General features: G+C 66.5%; 11 protein-coding genes. 6 read left to right on the top strand and 5 right to left on the bottom strand.

The features are described 5' to 3' along the window. Positions 1–15: 15 nt before the first annotated feature. The gene (locus BMX07_RS07545; protein WP_090616286.1) at positions 16–1989 is read right to left on the bottom strand and encodes a 3-hydroxyacyl-CoA dehydrogenase/enoyl-CoA hydratase family protein; all 1974 of its coding nucleotides are present in this window, start codon (positions 1987–1989) and stop codon (positions 16–18) included. A gap of 115 nt (positions 1990–2104) precedes the next feature. Between BMX07_RS07545 and BMX07_RS07550 the strand changes: the two genes are divergently transcribed. Then, positions 2105–3250 carry an acyl-CoA dehydrogenase family protein gene (locus BMX07_RS07550; RefSeq protein ID WP_090616291.1) on the top strand — a complete coding sequence of 382 codons (1146 nt, stop codon included), beginning with the start codon at positions 2105–2107 and terminating at the stop codon, positions 3248–3250. A 160-nt stretch (positions 3251–3410) separates the two neighbouring features. On the opposite strand, the gene BMX07_RS07555 is transcribed toward BMX07_RS07550, so the two are convergent. Beyond that, the gene (locus tag BMX07_RS07555) at positions 3411–4235 is read right to left on the bottom strand and encodes a CPBP family glutamic-type intramembrane protease (protein ID WP_090616294.1); all 825 of its coding nucleotides are present in this window, start codon (positions 4233–4235) and stop codon (positions 3411–3413) included. A 111-nt stretch (positions 4236–4346) separates the two neighbouring features. Between BMX07_RS07555 and BMX07_RS07560 the strand changes: the two genes are divergently transcribed. From BMX07_RS07560 to BMX07_RS07580, 5 genes are all read left to right on the top strand, one after another. Continuing rightward, complete coding sequence (locus BMX07_RS07560) at positions 4347–5093, top strand: helix-turn-helix domain-containing protein (RefSeq protein ID WP_090616298.1); 747 nt, start codon at positions 4347–4349, stop codon at positions 5091–5093. Positions 5094–5159: 66 nt separating this feature from the next. Then, a complete protein-coding gene (locus BMX07_RS07565; protein ID WP_090616301.1) occupies positions 5160–7565 on the top strand; it encodes a heavy metal translocating P-type ATPase in 2406 nt (801 codons plus the stop codon). A gap of 288 nt (positions 7566–7853) precedes the next feature. Beyond that, positions 7854–9734 (top strand): L-aspartate oxidase, encoded by a 1881-nt coding sequence (locus BMX07_RS07570; RefSeq protein ID WP_090616304.1) that lies wholly within the window; start codon positions 7854–7856, stop codon positions 9732–9734. A gap of 63 nt (positions 9735–9797) precedes the next feature. Beyond that, positions 9798–10388 carry a DNA-3-methyladenine glycosylase family protein gene (locus BMX07_RS07575; RefSeq protein ID WP_090616310.1) on the top strand — a complete coding sequence of 197 codons (591 nt, stop codon included), beginning with the start codon at positions 9798–9800 and terminating at the stop codon, positions 10386–10388. Positions 10389–10638: 250 nt separating this feature from the next. Continuing rightward, on the top strand, positions 10639–11913 hold the full coding sequence (locus BMX07_RS07580; RefSeq protein ID WP_090616314.1) for a hypothetical protein: 1275 nt from the start codon (positions 10639–10641) through the stop codon (positions 11911–11913). Between the two features lie 99 nt (positions 11914–12012). Here the strand turns inward: BMX07_RS07580 and katG are convergent, their stop codons facing one another. The 3 genes from katG to BMX07_RS07595 all read right to left on the bottom strand — a co-directional run bounded on the left by katG (position 12013) and on the right by BMX07_RS07595 (position 17703). Beyond that, entirely contained in the window at positions 12013–14190 is a 2178-nt protein-coding gene (katG, locus tag BMX07_RS07585; protein ID WP_090617199.1) for a catalase/peroxidase HPI, read from the bottom strand. Positions 14191–14800: 610 nt separating this feature from the next. Continuing rightward, positions 14801–16144: a RimK family alpha-L-glutamate ligase gene (locus BMX07_RS07590; RefSeq protein WP_090616318.1), complete on the bottom strand. Its 1344-nt coding sequence runs from the start codon at positions 16142–16144 to the stop codon at positions 14801–14803. An 89-nt stretch (positions 16145–16233) separates the two neighbouring features. After that, entirely contained in the window at positions 16234–17703 is a 1470-nt protein-coding gene (locus BMX07_RS07595; RefSeq protein WP_090616322.1) for a flippase, read from the bottom strand. Positions 17704–17909 lie beyond the last annotated feature (206 nt).

Below are 17909 nucleotides of genomic sequence, written 5' to 3' on the forward strand. Positions count from 1 at the left end.
TCTTTCGACGGGCGCTTACTTTCCTTCGAACGCCGGCTCCTCGTCTCCCATGAAGGCCGTGATACCCTCCATCAGATCGTCGGTCGCCATCAGGTGGCCGAACGCGGATGCTTCGTACTCGAGACCCGCCTCCGTGTCGTCGCGGCCGGCCAGCATCGCGCGTTTGGTGAACCGCTGGGCGATCGGCGGACCGCCGGCGAGGTCGGTCGCCAGTTCGAGGGCGCGATCCTCGAGGTCGTCGTTGTCGACGAGTTCGTTGACGAAGCCGTAGTCGACCATCGTCTCGGCGTCGTAGCGCTCGGCGGTGAGGATAATTTCCTTCGCGCGCCCCTCACCGACGATGTGTTTGAGCCGCTGCGTCCCGCCCCAGCCGGGAATGAGTCCGAGGTCGAGTTCGGGCTGGCCGAACTCGGAGCGCTCGCTCGCGACCCGCAGGTCGGCACAGGTCGCCAGTTCCATCCCGCCGCCGAGACAGAAGCCGTCGATCCCGGCGACCACGGGCATGTCACAGGCCTCGAGTTGGCCGAACGTCGACTGGCCGAGCCGCGAGAGCTCCTGTCCCTCGAGCGGGTCCGCCCCGCTGCCGGCCATGCTCTGGACGTCGGCACCGGCCGAGAACGCCTTCTCGCCTTCGCCGGTGATCAGCAGCGCGCGAACCTCGTCGTCGTCCTCGAGCCGGTCGACCGCCGCCGACAGCTCCTCGAGCAGGTCGTCACTGATCGTGTTCATCCGGTGTGGTCGGTCGATGACGACGTGACCGACCATGTCGCCGGGTCGCTCGATGCGGATCGTCTCGAAGTCGACCGCGTCCGACGCCTCGTCGGCGTCGTAGAACCCGCCCTCGTCGGCCCGCTCCGCGAGGTAGTCTGCGGGCGCGTAGCGCTCGTGGCCGGTCTCCTCGTAGGCCTCCTCGAGCGCCTCGTGCAGCGTCGCGAGGCCGTAGTCGTCGACCAGTTTGACCGGGCCGTCGGGGAAGCCGGCCCCGAGCTTGACCGCCTCGTCGATCGATTCCGGCGGGGCGACGTCGCCGCCGATCAGCTTCGCGGCCTCGTTGGCCATCGTCGCGAGCAGTCGTTCCTTGACGAACTCGGACTGCTGGTCGGTGGGAATCTGGACGCCGTCGCCGTCCTCGTAATCGTAGAAGCCCTTGCCGGTCTTCTTCCCGAGCTCCTCGTTCTCGACCTTCTGCTCGAGCAGCGGGGCCGGCTCGTAGGCACCACCGAGCACCTCGTTCATGTACTCGAGGACGTGATAGCTGACGTCGTTACCGACCTGGTCGCCGAGTTCGAAGCTCCCCATCGGTAGCCCCATATCGTATTTCGTCGTCGAGTCGACCTCGGCGATCGTCGCCTCGTCGTCGCTGACGAGCCACGCGGCCTCGTTCATCAGCGGCACGAGGATTCGGTTGACGATGAAGCCGGGCGAGTCCTTGTGGACTCTCACCGGTGCCTTGTCGAGGTCCTCGGCGAGCGCTTCCGTGACTGCGAGCGTCTCTTCCGCGCTTTCCGCACCCGAAATCACCTCGACGAGGGGCATCCGGACCGGCGGGTTGAAAAAGTGCATCCCGCAGAACTGCTCGGGGCGTTCGGTCACGTCCGCGAGTTCGGTGATCGAGAGGCTCGAGGTGTTCGTCGCGAAGATCGTCCGATCGGGGGCGTACTCCTCGAGTTCGCCGTAAACGTCCTTCTTGATCTCCATCTGCTCCGGGACCGCCTCGATGACGAAGTCGGCGTCGCCGACGGCTTCTTCCATATCGACCAGCGGCGTCACGCGGTCCAGGGCGGCGTCGGCTGCTTCCTGAGTGAGCTGGTCGTTTTCGGCGAGTTTGTTCAGCGACCACTCGATCTGCTCGTAGCCGTTCTGGACGAACTCGTCCTTGATATCGCGCATATTCACGTCGTAGCCCGCCATTGCGGCGACCTCTGCGATACCGTGGCCCATGTTTCCTGCACCCAGAACTGCGATGGTGTTGATATCCTCCAAGTCCATGCCCAAAAATCCTATTTGCACCCGTTTCAACGTTTCCCTCTCCCGTATCAAAAACTGTAGTTCTGTTTACTCTCGGTTACAAAGTTCTTTACCGCTTCGATAGTAACGGACGTTCATGGAATTCGGACTCAGCGAAGAACAACAGCAGATCCGCCAGGAGGTCCGCCGATTTGCCGAAAACGAGATCGAGCCGAACGCCGAAAAGTACGACACCGAGGAGAAATTCCCCCACGAGGTCGTCGACAAGGCCGCGGAGATGGGCCTGGTCGGTTCCACGATCCCCATCGAGTACGGCGGAGCCGGCTACTCGACGCTCGAGTCGGTCATCATCGCCGAGGAACTGTTCTCGTACGACCCGGGCATCGCGCTCTCGATCATGGCCTGTTCGTTCGGGACCGAGGCCATCCGCGAGTTCGGGACAGAAGACCAGAAGGAGCGCTTCCTAGAGCCCGTCGCGACCGGCGAGAAGATCTCGGGCGCGGCGATTTCCGAACCCGACACCGGTTCGGACGTCTCCTCCGTTTCGACCCGCGCCGAGAAGGACGGCGACGAGTGGGTGATCAACGGCAACAAGATGTGGATCACCAACGGCAGCGTCGGCGACTTCTTCGTCGCGCTCTGTAAGACCAACCCCGACGCCGAGAGCCGCTACGACGGCTTCAGTCAGATCGTCGTCGAGGCCGACCGCGACGGCTTCAGCGCGGACAAGATCACCGGCAAGCTCGGTATCCGCGCCTCCGACACCGCCGAACTCATCTTCGACGATGTCCGCGTCCCCGAGGAGAACCTCATCGGCGACGAGGACGCCGCCTTCCTCCAGCAGATGCACTTCTTCGACGCCACCCGGACCGGCGTCGCCGCACAGGGACTCGGCATCGCGAAGGGCGCACTCGAGGCCGCCCTCGAGTACGCCGAGGACCGCGAGCAGTTCGGCCAGTCCATCTCGGAGTTCCAGGCGATCCAGCACAAGCTCGCGGAGATGGCCACCGAGACCGAGGCCGCGCGCAACCTGACCTACAAGGCCGCCTGGAACGTCGACCAGGGCAACGACATCACCAAGCTCGCCTCGATGGCCAAGGAGTACGCCTCCCGGGTCGCCGTCGAGGTCTCCAACGAGGCCGTCCAGATCCACGGCGGGGCCGGCTACGTCAACGACTTCCCCGTCGAGCGGTTCTACCGCGACTCCAAGATCACCCAGATCTACGAGGGGACCACCGAGATCCAGAAGAACGTCATCGCCCGCGAGCTGCTGAACGACTGACGAGCGAAATTTTCCACTTCGGTCGCGGCTTCGCCGCTCCCTCGGCAAAATTTTCGACAGAGCGCCGCGCGCTCTGTTGGACTGGGCGATTCCGTCGGCATCGCTTGCAGTCGGCGCGAAGCGCCGCGCTCTCGACCATCGTCTTTTCGCTACGGTATTCTCAGACGACCACGATCACGAGCGACAGCGCGACGAAGACCACGTGCGCGAAGACGTGACCGATCATGGCGGCCTCGAGACTCCGCTGCCAGAACAGCCAGCCGAACGCGAGCCCGCCGATGGCGTTGCCGGCGACGATCCACGCCACGACGTCAGCGCTGAGACCGCCGTAGAGACTCGCCGCGGCCGGCAGGTGGCCGATCCCGAAGACGACCGCCGCGACGACGACCGCCGTTGCCATCAGTCGCGCGGAGGGGGCGTCCGTCCCGCGGCCCACTGTCCGCCAGAGACCGAACGCGACGAGCGACATGACTCCCCAGCGCAGGAGCAGTTCTTCGGTCAGCCCGCCGTAGAGAAACCGGACCGGAACGCTCGCGAGGACCGCGCCGACGGTCGCGTCGCTCCCACCCGCGCCGGCCGGGGCCGCGGGTGCGAAGACGGCCTCCGCGAGGACGATCGCGACCCCCGCCGCAGCGCCGAGTCCGGCCGCGATCGGTAGTTCGGCTCGCAGTCGCGACCCGATCGGTGTTCCCGCGGACACGCGCTCGAGGAGGTGCGAGCGGAGACCGAGCCGCGGTGCCGTATACAGTCCGACGAGTACCGCGATGGCCAGCAGGATCGACGACTGCACCAGGGCCGCGGCAACGAGGATCGCGGTCGGCACGTCCGGTGCCTCCGGCAGGGTCTCGAGTTGCGAGGGCGTCGTGGCCGCTAGCGCGATGATACCGAGGAAGCCGACTGCGAACAGGACGCCGAACCGTCGACCGGTGATCCCCAGCGAACTCGCCCCGTCCGACTCCCGGTTCTCGTGTGCGTGAGTGTCCACGGTACAGAATGTACTCTCGAAACGATAAAGGCTGCTTCGCGGTCGGAACCGTCCCGAGGAACGAGACGAGAGCGAGAAACCCCTTTGTCGCGTCGCACCCTTCCTCTCGGTATGAGAGAGTTCGTCTTCGCCCTCGAGTACGAACCCGGGCACAACAGAGTGGCGGACGTCCTCGCCGACCACCCCGACGCCCGGGTCCGCTCGCTGTCGCTGCACGCCACCGACGAGCGCCTCTGGCGAGTCGACCACGCCACGGGCACGCCGGCGGCCCTCGTGGACATCGAGGACGTCTTCCTCAACAGCGACTACTACGCCGACTGCCTCGCGACCGAGGACTGCGGCGCGACCCAGACCACGCGGGTCCTCGACCGCACCGACGACACGCTCGTTCTCTACTCCGACTGGGAACGCACCGCCGACTGCGCCTCCGTCCCCCACATCGCCCGCGACCACCTTGGCGACGGCCTGCTGTTCGAGACGCGTCACGAGGGACGCCACTACACGTGGCGCATCGTCCACTCCGGCGAGGGCGATGCGGCGGCGTTCTTCGACGACCTCGAGGCGGCGGTCGGCGACTGCGCCCGGATGGAGATGCTCCGGACGGCGGACGCCGCATCGACGGGGAACGCGAAGGGAGCGGGAAGCGGACTCTCCACCGAACAGGAGGCTGCGCTCCGGGCCGCCGTCGAACACGGCTACTACGAGTCGCCTCGCGAGGTCGACGTCGGCGAACTCGCCGAGCACCTCGACGTCCCCCGGTCGACGCTCACCTATCGGCTCCGCCGGGCCGAAGAACGCCTGGCCAAGGGGTACGTCGCGGGTGAGCAACTGGCCGACGGGCCGTCGACGCCGCTCTAGCGATTCCGCGGTCGTTGGAATATTCCAACGAAGGCTTATCGAACTGACGCCCGTACCTTCGGGGTGATGACTGACGACTCGAGCGCGACGACACGGTCGAGCGGGGGCGGGCAGCGACGGGAGCTGACCGCCCAACTCACCGTCCCCGAGATGGACTGTCCGTCCTGTGCGGGCAAGGTCGACAAGAGCCTCCAGCGCGTCGACGGGATCGTCGACACGACCCTGCAGCCGACCACCGGGACGGCCAGCGTCACGTACGACCCCGACCGTGCCAGCGAGGCCGACGTGGTCGCGGCGATCGAAGGTGCCGGCTACGAGGTCGTCGGGGGGAGAGACGGCGACGACGAGACGAACGAGTCGGAGCCGGGCTCGGGCGGTGTGGACGTCGCACCGCCGTCCGAGGTCTGGACGAGTCCCCGCGCGAAGAAGACGTGGCTCGGCGCGGTGTTCGTCACCCTCGGACTGTTCGTCGAGTTCCTCCTGACGGGCGGGAACGTCGCGGTGGCGAGCGTCCTCGAGTATCCGCTCCACGTCGCGGATCTCCTCTTCCTCGGGGCGACCGCCGTCAGCGGCGTCCCCGTCGTCCGGAGCGGCTACTACTCCGCGAAGAACCGGAGCCTCGACATCGACCTCTTGATGGGGACGGCGATCATCGCCGCGACCGGCATCGGCTACTTCGTCGAGGCCGCCACGCTGGCCGTCCTGTTCAGCGTCGCCGAACTGCTCGAGGACTACGCCATGGACAGGGCGCGGGACTCCCTGCGCGAACTGATGGAGCTTTCCCCGGACGAGGCCACAGTTGTACGCGACGGCGAGGAGGTGACCGTCGACGCGGACGACGTGGCGGTCGGCGAGACCGTCGTCGTTCGACCCGGGGACAAGATCCCGCTCGACGGCACGGTCCGCGAGGGCGAGAGCGCGGTCGACGAATCGCCGATCACCGGCGAGAGCGTCCCAGTCGACAAGTCGACTGGTGACGAGGTGTACGCCGGTGCCATCAACGAGGATGGCTACCTCGAGGTCGAGGTCACCTCGACGGCGGGCGACTCGACGCTCTCGCGGATCATCGAGATGGTACAGGGTGCACAGGCCGAGCAGACCGAGACCGAGCAGTTCGTCGACCGGTTCGCGGGCTACTACACGCCGGTCGTGGTGGTGTTCGCGATTCTGACCGCCGCCGTTCCGCCGCTGGTCATCGGCGATCCCGTCACCGCGGGCGTCGCCGGCTACGAACTCGCGTTCGCCGGTGACTGGGGGACGTGGTTCGTTCGCGGCCTCACGTTGCTGGTGATCGCCTGTCCGTGCGCGTTCGTCATCTCGACGCCCGTCTCCGTGGTTTCGGGCGTCACCAGCGCCGCGAAGAACGGCGTCCTGATCAAGGGCGGCAACTACCTCGAGGCGATGGGCGAGGTCGACGCCGTCGCCATCGACAAGACCGGCACGCTCACGAAGGGCGAACTCGCCGTTACCGACGTCGTCCCGGTCGGCGAGACCGACGAGGTGACGCTGCTTCGCCGTGCCGCCGGACTCGAGCGGCGGAGCGAGCATCCCATCGCCGCGGCGATCCTCGCCCGCGCCGAGGAAGCGGGTGCGAGCGAGGTGCCCGAGCCGACGGGGTTCGAGAGCCTGACCGGCAAGGGAATTCGTGGGGAGATCGACGGCGAAACGTACTACGTGGGCAAGCCCGCGCTGTTCGAGGAGCTCGGCTTCGACCTCTCGCGAGCTCGCTCGTCGGACCCGCGCTCCGACGGCGGTGCTGTACCCGAGGGCGAAATCGGAACCGCGGACCGAGCGTTGGCCGGTGACACCCTCGCCACGCTCGAACGGGAGGGCAAGACGGTCGTCCTCGTCGGGACGGCGACGGAACTGCTGGGTGCTATCGCGATCGCAGACGAGGTGCGCCCCGCCTCGAGGCGGGCGGTCGAGCGCCTGCACGAACTCGGCGTGAAGCGCGTCGTAATGTTGACCGGCGACAACGAGGGGACGGCGCGGGCGATCGCCGAGCAGGTCGGCGTCGACGAGTACCGCGCCGAACTCCTGCCCGACGAGAAGGTCGCGGCCGTCGAGGAACTGCAGGCGGCGGACGGCGAGGTCGCGATGGTCGGCGACGGCATCAACGATGCGCCCGCGCTCGCGACCGCCGAGGTGGGCATCGCGATGGGTGCGGCCGGCACCGACACCGCCCTCGAGACGGCGGACATCGCGTTGATGGGCGACGACGTCGGGAAGCTGCCGTACCTCTACGAGTTGTCACACACGGCCAACGGCGTCATCCGGCAGAACGTCTGGGCGAGCCTCGCCGTGAAGGCCCTGCTCGCGCTCGGCGTGCCTCTGGGGCTGGTGAGCGTCGCACTGGCAGTCGTGGTCGGCGACATGGGGATGAGCCTCGGCGTGACCGGCAACGCAATGCGGCTCGCGAACGTTCACCCCGAACTCTCCGCGGACCCCGAGAGCGGGGGAGGCGGTCGGTAACGTCGGGTCGTCCGTCCGACCGGGACGCAGTGAAGACGGGCGCGGCCCCGCCGGTGCGTTCGGGAGCGCGACAGCAATGGCGGGGGCCTCTCTCGACGGCCGAACCGATCGGTCGCGTCGGGTTCCGGTGACAGTCTGCGACGGTTGAAAGACAGGTGTACGAGCCGACCGATAGTCACACTGCTTGAGGCGGCTGAGAAGCCGAATATGGCCTCCATTAGCCCAGAGGATCACTTTCTGCATCGTTCGGGGCGAGAGCTAAACCCGGCCGTCGATTACATCCACTCGATGACAAAAACACCACCGAACGGCAGCGACACGACGGCCGACGACCGCCGAACGACGACCCGCGATCCGTCGACTGCCGGCATCGAGAACCGCCTCGAGACCGAGGGCGATCCCGAATCGGGCGGCGGCCTCGAGTACGAGGTCGTGACGACGCCGGTGCTCGTCGTCGGGGCGGGCGCGGCGGGCGCTCGCGTCGCGATCGAACTCGCCGAATCGGGCCTCGAGCCGCTCGTAATCGGCAAGCGCGAGCACGGCGACGCGCACACGACGTGGGCGGCCGGCGGCGTCAACGCCGCGCTCGGGTCGCTCGATCCCGACGACGACTGGACCGTCCACGCGGCGGATACGCTCAACGAGGGGCACCACCTGAACGACCCCGACGCCGTCGAACTGACGGCGCGGGAGATGCCCGACCGTATCCGCGAACTCGTCGAGTGGGGGATGTCCTTCGATCGAACGGCCGACGGCGACATCAATCAGCGCTACTTCGGCGCACAGTCCTATCGCCGCACCTGCTTCGTCGGCGACCGGACCGGGGAAGCCATGCTCGAGACCCTGATCGGACGCGCTCGCGACCTCGAGATTCCCTACCGCGAGAACGTGATGATCACGCGGCTGCTCTCGGACGGGGAACGCGTCGACGGCGCCGTGGGCTTCGACATGGAGACCGGTGATGGACTGCTGTTCCGGACGAACCACGTCGTGCTCGCGGCAGGCGGATTCTCCGCGCTCTATCACCGCCACTCCTCGCGCGACGACGAGAACAACGGTGACGGACAGGCGCTGGCGCTCGAAGCGGGTGCGCGGCTGCTGGACCTCGAGTTCGTCCAGTTCCACCCCACGGGGATGGTCGGCGAGCGCTACGGCGAGGAGTGGGACGGGCGGCTGGTCACCGAAGCGGTCCGCGGTGAAGGCGGCCGGCTCTACAACGCGGAGGGCGAGCGGTTCATGGAACGGTACTCCCCCGATCAGATGGAACTCGACGCCCGCGACGTCGTCGCCCGGGCCATCGCCCGGGAAGTCCGCGAGGGGCGGGGTACCGACGACGGCGGCGTCTATCTCGACATCTCCCACCGGGACGCCGAGTACGTTCGCGAGCGGCTGCCGTCGATGGTCGAGCGCTTCGAGTCCCTCGGCGTCGACATCACCGCGGAGCCGATGACGGTCGCGCCGACGGCCCACTACACGATGGGCGGCGTCGACATCGACTTCCGGACCGGCGAGACTGGCGTCGACGGTCTCTACGCCGTCGGCGAGACGGTCGCGGGCGTTCACGGTGCGAACCGCCTCGGTGGGAACTCGCTGGCCGAAACCGTCGCGATCGGCAAACTCGTGGGGGACCACGTCGCGAGCGCAGTCGCCGTCGGTGACGACGATCCCACCGTGACCGACGGCCAGCGGGCGATGGCCGAACGGGAGTTTCGAGCGCTCGCCGACCTCGCCGCGTCGGACGGGACGGTTCCGCCGACCCGAATCCTCGAGGCGCTCGGCGATCTGCTGTGGGACCACGCCGGTATCCTCCGTGACGAACCGGGACTCCGGGACGGGCTGGCGACGCTCGCGGAACTCCGGGAACGAACTGCCGATCTCCGCGTCGACGGCGGGCTCACCTCGAAGTCGTTCGAGTACGCCGTGGACCTCTCGGCGAGCCTCACCGTCGCCGAGGCGATGCTCCGGGCGGCCCTCGAGCGAACCGAGTCCCGCGGCGCTCACTACCGAACGGACTACCCCGAGACGGACGCCGACTGGCGGGTGAACCTCGTTCTCTCCGCCGGCACGGAGGGGCTCTCGATCACCCGTCGCGGCGTGGCCGAACCCAGCCCGGCCGTTCGGGAGGCACTCGAGGAAGGGTACGAACTCGATTACCACCACCTCGAGTGAGCGCCTCCCCTGGGACCGAGACGCATATGCGTTCTCGGCCCCCTACTCTCGCCACCGTCGCGTATGAACGAAGAGGCACACGCCGTCCTCCGGCAAGACCCCGTGATGGCCGCGCTCGTCGACCGACACGACCCCTACGTCGAACCGGACTGGGACGAGTACGAACGGCTCTGCATTTCGATCATCAACCAGCAGCTTTCGACGGCCAGCGCGGCGGCCGTCCGAGAGCGCGTGTTCGACCTCCTCGACGGGGACGTGACACCGGCGTCCGTCCTGAACGCGGACGAGGCCGCGCTCCGCGAGGCAGGGCTCTCCCGGAGCAAGGTCGAGTACGTTCGAAACGCCGCGCGCGCCTTCCGGGAGAACGACTACACGCGATCGGGGCTCGCCCCGTACTCCGACGACGAGGTCGTCGACCGCCTCACCGAAATCAAAGGAATCGGCGCGTGGACCGCGCGCATGTACCTCCTGTTCGTCCTCGAGCGACCCGACGTGCTCCCGCTCGGCGATCTCGCCGTTCGTCGCGGGATCGAGCACCTGTACGGTGACGGGGCGGAGTTGACCCGCGCGGAGATGCGGGAGATCGCCGACCCGTGGCGTCCCTATCGGAGCGTCGCGACCCGGTACATCTGGGCCGAATACGAGTCCGAGTGAGCCCGTGTGCCGTCGGTCGTCGCTGCTCGAACGGCGGCGAAGTCTCGGCTGCAGACGTGCCGGCGACCGCCGCGCAGTAACACGATACTACGGCACCACCCGGGTCGTGAAACAGTACGCGACCGACCGGCAACGACGGATTACACCCCGGCCACTGCCGGCCGAAAGAGGGGTCTCGAGAAACGAGACACTGTGCCGATGGGATGGTCCCACCGACTGAAGTGCAGATCGGTCCCAGTGTGGTAGCGAGATGGCAAACGACACATCCTCGACCGACACCGACGAACCCGATCAGCGCCACATGACCACCGATCCCCAGCGCATCAGGGAGTGGGCCGAGGCCCGCGACGCGGTCCCGGTCAGAATACGAGACAGCGAGGACCACGGCCACTCCTTCGCCCACCGCGACGAGATGGGCGACGAGCACGAGGAGTACACGTGGGACGAGTTCGAGAAGCGGTTCGAAGACGACGACCTCGTGTTCGTCTACCACGAGGAGGAGCCCACCGGCGAGGGGCTGGGCTTTTTCGAGATCGTCGAGCGCGACCGGGCCTTCGAGCGCGCCGACCTCGGCCGTGACGAACTCGAGGACTCGCTGCGACGCGGTGAGACGGTGACGACGGAGATCGTCGAGACGCAGGTCGTCGAGACGGAGGTCGTCGAACGGGACACGATCGAGAGCAAAGTGGTCGACACGGAACTGGTCGAGCGCGAGGTCGTCGACTCCGAACTGCTCACTCGCGACGTCGTCGAGACCGAGTTCGTCGACGAGGACCGCATCGAGGTGATCGTCGACGAGACGCGACTCGACACCATCGAGGAGATCGAACGCTACATCGTCGAGAGCCGGGTCGTCGACATCGACATCGAACAGGATCAGGAGATGGAAAGCGACGTCGTCGAGACGAACGTCGAACTCGAGAGCGTCCAGCGATCGATCCTCGATAGCGACGTCGTCCGGTCGAGCGTGGCGACCGACGACGTGATCGAGCGAGAGGTCATCCAGAGCCAGCGCACCGAGGGCGACACCGTTCAGAGCGAGCTCATCGAGCGGCGGACCGTCGAAGAAGAACTGGAGGAACGCCTCCGGATGGTCTACGTGCTCGAGGAGTCCGAGCTGGTCGATTCCGAGGTGGTCGGCAGCGAGATGATCGAGGGCGAGATTATCGACGTCGAGGAGTACGGAGCCGTGGAGACCGCCGGGATGGAGACCGAAGCCGGCGGAACGATGAGCGGCGAAGCGACGGCGAGTACCGGGTCCGAGGCCGACATGGACGCGACCGGCCCCGCCATCGAACTCTCCCCCCACGATCAGGGGAAAGACGTCGTCGACGAGTCGGGCCAGCAGATCGGCATGGTCGCCGAAGTCGAGGGACAGACGGCGTACATCGATCCGGAGCCCGGGCTGACGGACCGGCTCAAGGCGCGTCTGAACTGGGGCGGCCACGGCGATGACGACTATCCGGTCGAGTCATCGCAGATAGAAGAGATCACGGACGACGAGGTCGTTATTCGGGGCCAATAACGCGAGCAACCGGTTAGGCGAGGGCCCGATCGGGCGATAATCGGTCCCGGCGAACGCGGGCCTCGTCGCTAGTCCGGCCACGCCGCGTCCTCGAGCGCGTTACTCGAGATCGAAGCGATCGAGCGTCATCACTTTGCTCCACGCGTCCACGAAGTCACGCACGAACTGCTCCTCAGCGTCGTCGGCGCCGTAGACCTCCGCGATGGCGCGAAGCCGGGAGTTCGACCCGAAGATGAGATCCACGCGGGTCCCCGTCCACTCGAGTTCGCCCGTTTCACGGTCGCGCAACTCGTAAATGTCGTGGGCGTCAGAAGGCGCTTCCCACGCCACGATGTCCTGGGCGTCCGCGGCCGCTTCCCACTCGTAGTCCATGTCGAGCAGAGTCACGAAGAAATCGTTGGTCAACGTCTCCGGCTGGTCGGTGAAGACGCCGAGTTCGGACCCCTTGTAGTTCGCGTTCAGCGCGCGCATGCCGCCGACCAGAACCGTCATCTCGTCGGCCGTCAGATTCAGGAGGTCGGCCTTGTCGACCAGCAACTCCTCCGCCGAACGGTCGTGCTCGTCACCGAGGTAGTTACGGAAGCCGTCGGCGTTCGGCTCGAGCGCCTCGAAGGACTCGACGTCGGTTTGTTCCTGCGAGGCGTCGGTACGGCCCGGTTCGAACGGGACCGTCACGTCGTATCCGGCGTCCGCCGCGGCCTTCTCGACGGCTGCGGAACCGCCCAGCACGATCAGGTCGGCCAGCGAGACCCGTTTCCCGTCGGATCGCGAGCTGTTGAAGTCCGCCTGAATCGCTTCGAGGGTCGAAAGCACCGTCTCCAGCTGCTCCGGCTCGTTCACCTCCCAGTTCTTCTGCGGTTCGAGGCGAATGCGGGCCCCGTTCGCTCCGCCGCGCTTGTCGCTGTCGCGGTACGTCGATGCCGATGCCCAGGCGGTCTTGACCAGCTGGGCGATGGACAGATCCGACTCGAGGATCTCCGCTTTGAGTTCGGCGATCTCGTCGTCCTCGATCAGTTCGTGGTCGACGTCGGGGGTGGGGTCCTGCCACAGCATCTCCTCGTCCGGAACCTCCGGACCGAGGAAGCGCTCCGGCGGGCCCATGTCGCGGTGGATCAGCTTGTACCACGCCTTCGCGAACGTTTCCTGGAACTCCCTCGGGTTCTCCTGGAAGCGCTCGAGGATCTCCCGGTAGTCCGGATCGCGCTTCAGGGCGACGTCCGTCGTCAACATCATCACGTCTTCCTTCTCCGACGGGTCCTCGGTGCCCGGTGCGGTACCGTCGAGTTCGCCGTTCTGCGTGGTCCACTGCCACGCACCGCCGGGGCCCTTTTCGGGCCACCACTTGTAGTCGAGCAGGTTGTCGATGTAGCTGGTGTCCCACATGGTCGGCGTGGCGTTCCACGGCCCCTCGATTCCGCTGGTGATCGTGTCGGCCCCGTTGCCGGAGCCGTGGCTGCTCTCCCAGCCGAGCCCTTGCTGGTCGATGGGGGCAGCCTCGGGCTCGGGGCCGACGTGCTCGTCGGGGTCGTCGGCACCGTGGACTTTCCCGAACGTGTGTCCACCCGCGATGAGCGCGGCCGTCTCCTCGTCGTTCATCGCCATCCGGCCGAACGACTCTCGAATTCGTTCCGCCGACCACTCCGGATCGGGCTCACCGTTCGGGCCCTCCGGATTCACGTAGATGAGCCCCATCACCGTAGCGCCGAGCCGTTCCTGGAGGGTATCCTCGTCGTCGAAGCGGTCGGAGGCTTCCCACTCGGTCTCGGGACCCCAGTCGACGGCCTCGTCCGGCTCGTAGGCGTCCTCGCGCCCGCCGGCGAAGCCGTACGTCTCGAATCCCATCGACTCGAGGGCGACGTTCCCGGCCAGGACGATCAGGTCGGCCCACGAGAGGTTGCGGCCGTACTTCTGCTTGACCGGCCAGAGCAGCCGGCGCGCCTTGTCGAGGTTCGCGTTGTCGGGCCAACTGTTGAGGGGCGCGAACCGTTGTGTGCCGCCGGACGCGCCGCCGCGGCCGTCGCTGGTGCGGTACGTGCCGGCGCTGTGCCACGCCATCCGAATGAAAAGCGGCCCGTAGTGACCGTAGTCAGCCGGCCACCACTCCTGTGACGTCGTCATCACGTCTTCGATGTCCGCTTTCACGGCTTCGAAGTCGAGGTCCTCGAACGCCTCGGCGTAGTCGAACTCCTCGCCCATCGGATCGCTCCGGCGAGCGTTCTGATCGAGCGGCTTCAAGTTCAACCGATTCGGCCACCAGTCGTGGGTAGATCCGGTCATCATCGAACGATTGCTACGTTCGCATATTAAGATTTTCTAATCCGATAACGATGTCTTCGCCGGACCCAAACTAATTTTATTCGTTTATGAAGCGTTGTCCGTGATGGGTTCGGACCGTATATTCGGCACCATCGCCGAGAACGATCACTAACTGAGAGCTCCGTCGAGTCCAATTGGACCATCGCCTCGAGGGGTGAGCGTATCGGCTCCCAGCAACGGCCCGATCGGGCCAGCGCTACGGGTTTTCCGGTCGGCCGGCCGGGGTTCGCCGGCGTTGGACGGCTACTCTCGGGTCGACTCGGCCTCGGCGGATGGCGCTTCCACGTCACCGACTCGTGTCTGGACTGCCGTCGCTCAGCGACGGTTCGTACAGGCGACCACACGGGCCAGGCAAGAGCCGATGTTTCGAACGGAACGTTCGTTTGCTAGTTCTCCAAGATAGTTTCGGATAGCGAAAAGGAACCTGTCGGTTGTGTCCCGTTCGAGCGAGCGCTCGGATACGTCGCGATCCTCGACGAGCGATCCGAACCGGACGCGACCGCGTCACCCGAAACCGGCCGGTCGAGAAATCGAGTGCCGTCCCGTCGGCTGGCACTCGAGCGTTCGTCAGTTACTCCTCTTCTTCGGGCGTATCGGCGGCATCGCTGTCGATGCGACGGCTCACGTCGACCTGGTAGTTCTCGAGGATGTCTCGGCCGAGCAGGACGGGGTAGTCCATGTGGCTGCGGTCCTCGACGCTCGCCGTCACGGTGTGCTGGTTGCCGCCGACGCCGACGACGACGTCGACCACGGGACGGCTCTTGGACTGTTTGCTGCTGCCCGACCGGATGCGGGTGATGGACTTGATCGGACCGGCACCGATGTCCGCGGCGAGACTGGTGTCGATGCTCGTCCGGGTCGCACCCGTGTCCGACTTCGCGAGCACCGATTTCGAGCCGCTGGTCCCCGAGAGGACGACCTCCTCGGTGTACCCGATCACCGCCGACTCCGTGTCCTTCGCCACCGTCTCCGCGGGCTGAGCGCTCGGCCGCGAGTCGTCGAGGACGTTCGAGAGATCCCGAACGCGGTCGTCGTCGACCTCGCCGCCAGCGCGCTCGATCGCCAGCTTCGCGATGTACGGTGCCGGGCTCACCTGCGTGGCCTGATAGAGCCCCTTGAACCCCGCCGTCGGGTTGACCTCGAGGACGAACCAGCCCTCGTCGCCCTCGACGAGGTCGACGCCGGCGTAATCGAGGTCGACCACGTCGGCCGCGCGCTGGGCCATCTTGCGGGCTTCGTCGGGGAGATCCCCGGTCGCGTCCTCGACGGACCCGCCGAGCGCGACGTTGGTCCGCCAGTCGTTGTCCGGCGCGTAGCGGTACATCGCGGCGACGACGTCGCCGCCGACGACGTAGACCCGGAGATCGCGGTGTCGAACGTCCTCCTGATCGACGAGTTCCTGCAGGAAGGCGTAGCGGTTGCCGACCTTCGCGTTGATCGGATCGTCGGGCCCGACTTTCCAGGTTCCGCCTCCGTGGGTCCCGATCGCGGTCTTGTACACCGCTTCCTCGCCGTATCGTTCCCGCGCGGCCCGCAATCGGTCGCCGCTGAGCGCGAGCGTGACGTCGGGCGTTCGGACGTCGTTCCCCGAGAGCGCGGCCGCCGTCGACAGCTTGTGGATCGCGGTCAACACCGCACTGGGTTCGTTGAGCGTCGGCACCAGCTGGGAGAACGTGTTTGCGAGCCCGAGCTCCTCGGCCGGCTGTTCGGTGTTCGACAGCAGCATTCGGTTCGCGATCACGTCGACGTCGGGCTCGAGAACGGGACTCCCGTCGCTGACGCTGATCGACGTGTTCTCGGCGCGAAGCCACTCGGTATCGTGTCCGAGATCCTCGACGGCGTTGAGAATCGCCTTGGTTTCCTTGCTCGTATGAAGACTCAATACCCCGACAGTCACGGGATCGGCACCGACCATACGGGCTAGACGCTGAGCCCTCGGATAAGTATTGGCAGTTCATTCAATTCGGGTTGGCGGCCTCACAGGAACCGCTCCGGGCGAGCGACTCAGCCGATGACCGATCGCACCTGCCCCGGATCGACCAGCCCGCTCAGCACCACGAGCACGGCCCAGGTGATCGCCCCGACGGCGATCGCGCCGACCAGCATGAGCAGACTCGAGACAAGCGGCGTGACCAGCAACACCGCCACCGCCATCACGCCCGTGATCCCGCAGATGAGTCCCGTCGTCCGGCCGAGCCGCGCGAGGTTCAGACCCAGTTCGCTGTGGACGACGTAGAGGTTCACCGCGACGTACACCGAGTGGGTCGCGACCGTCGCGATGGCGGCCCCGACGACCCCGATCGTCGGGATCAGCAGGATGTTCAGCCCGAAGTTGGCGATGGCCGTCCCGCCTTTCGCGATGGCCCGTTCTCGAGCGCGGCCGAGGTAGTCGAGGCTGTCGCTGGTGAGGTTCGTGATCGCCTGCAACACGACGAAGCCGGCGAGGACCTGCAAGACGGGGACCGCGGCCGCGTAGTCGCTCCCGAATACCATCGTCAGGAACGGGCCGGCGACGATCGCGAGGCCGGCGGCGGCCGGAACGTAGAGCAACAGGATGTTCGTCAGTGACGTCTGGTAGATCCGTCTCGCCTCCTCGAGCTGGCCGGCGGCCTTCTGTTCGCCGAAGTTCGGCGAGATGGTAAACCCGAGCGACTCGGCGGGTGCGAGCACGAAGTCGGTAATCTGTTTCGAAAGCGTGTAGAACGCGACCGCTGCGGGGTTGAGGAAGAGCCCGACCAGCACGATGTCGATCTGCTTGTCGATGACGTTCGCGCTCTGGGTCGCCGTCAGCGGGACGCTGTACTCGAGCAGTCTGCGCGAGAGGCCGTCCTCGTACTCCTCCGCGGCCTCGTACCGCCTGAAGAAGCCGTAGTAGAGGATTCCGATCCCGATGGCTGCGGCGATCGCGTAGCCGACGATGTACCCGAAGAACGCGCCGAGCGCCCCCAGTCCGGCCAGGACGAACGCCACGGAGAAGAGCAGTCGCCCGGCCCCGCTGACGGCCTGGACGATCGCGCTGTACCCGAGGTGGTTGAACCCCTGCAGCGCCACCTGGGAGAAGGTGCTCATGGAGAAGACGGCGAGGTAGAGGGCACCCGCCGCGAGAAACGGTACCGCGCCCGGCTCACCGAGCGCGAGTGCGATCCGCTCGTGAAAGACGACCAGCACGTACCCGACGAACGCGATCAGGACGATTTTGGCCGTGACCGTCGTCTTGAGGAGGTGGGGCACCTGTCCGGGATCAGTCTCGCGGTACTCGGAGATGTACCGCGCGACGGACCGCGACAGGCCGAGGTCCGCGAACAGCTGGACGATCGTCAACACCCCGATTGCCCAGTACAGCGCGCCGTACCCGTCGGGATCGAGCAGGTACCGCGCCAGAACGAACATTAACAGCGCGCTCGAGAGCATGTAAATCGCGCGCGCGACGAGCGTTGCCTTGAAGCCGTCGACGATGTGGTCCTCCCTGTTCATTCGATTAGCTGGGTGGCGTGAGACACTCGTGACTGCCCGATGCGGAGCGGATAGCGACCAACGTGGTTGCCCCATCGAGGGAGCGACCAATTGTAATGCGGGGGCAACAGACGGAAGGGGGTCGCAACAGGACCGCCGATGGCGGGAAATGCGGCAGCCAGTCCCGACGAGGACGACGTTCGTCCGTGTCGACTAGAAGACGACCG

Origin of the sequence: Natrinema salaciae, from assembly GCF_900110865.1 — an archaeon.
Classification (GTDB): Archaea; Halobacteriota; Halobacteria; order Halobacteriales; family Natrialbaceae; genus Natrinema; species Natrinema salaciae.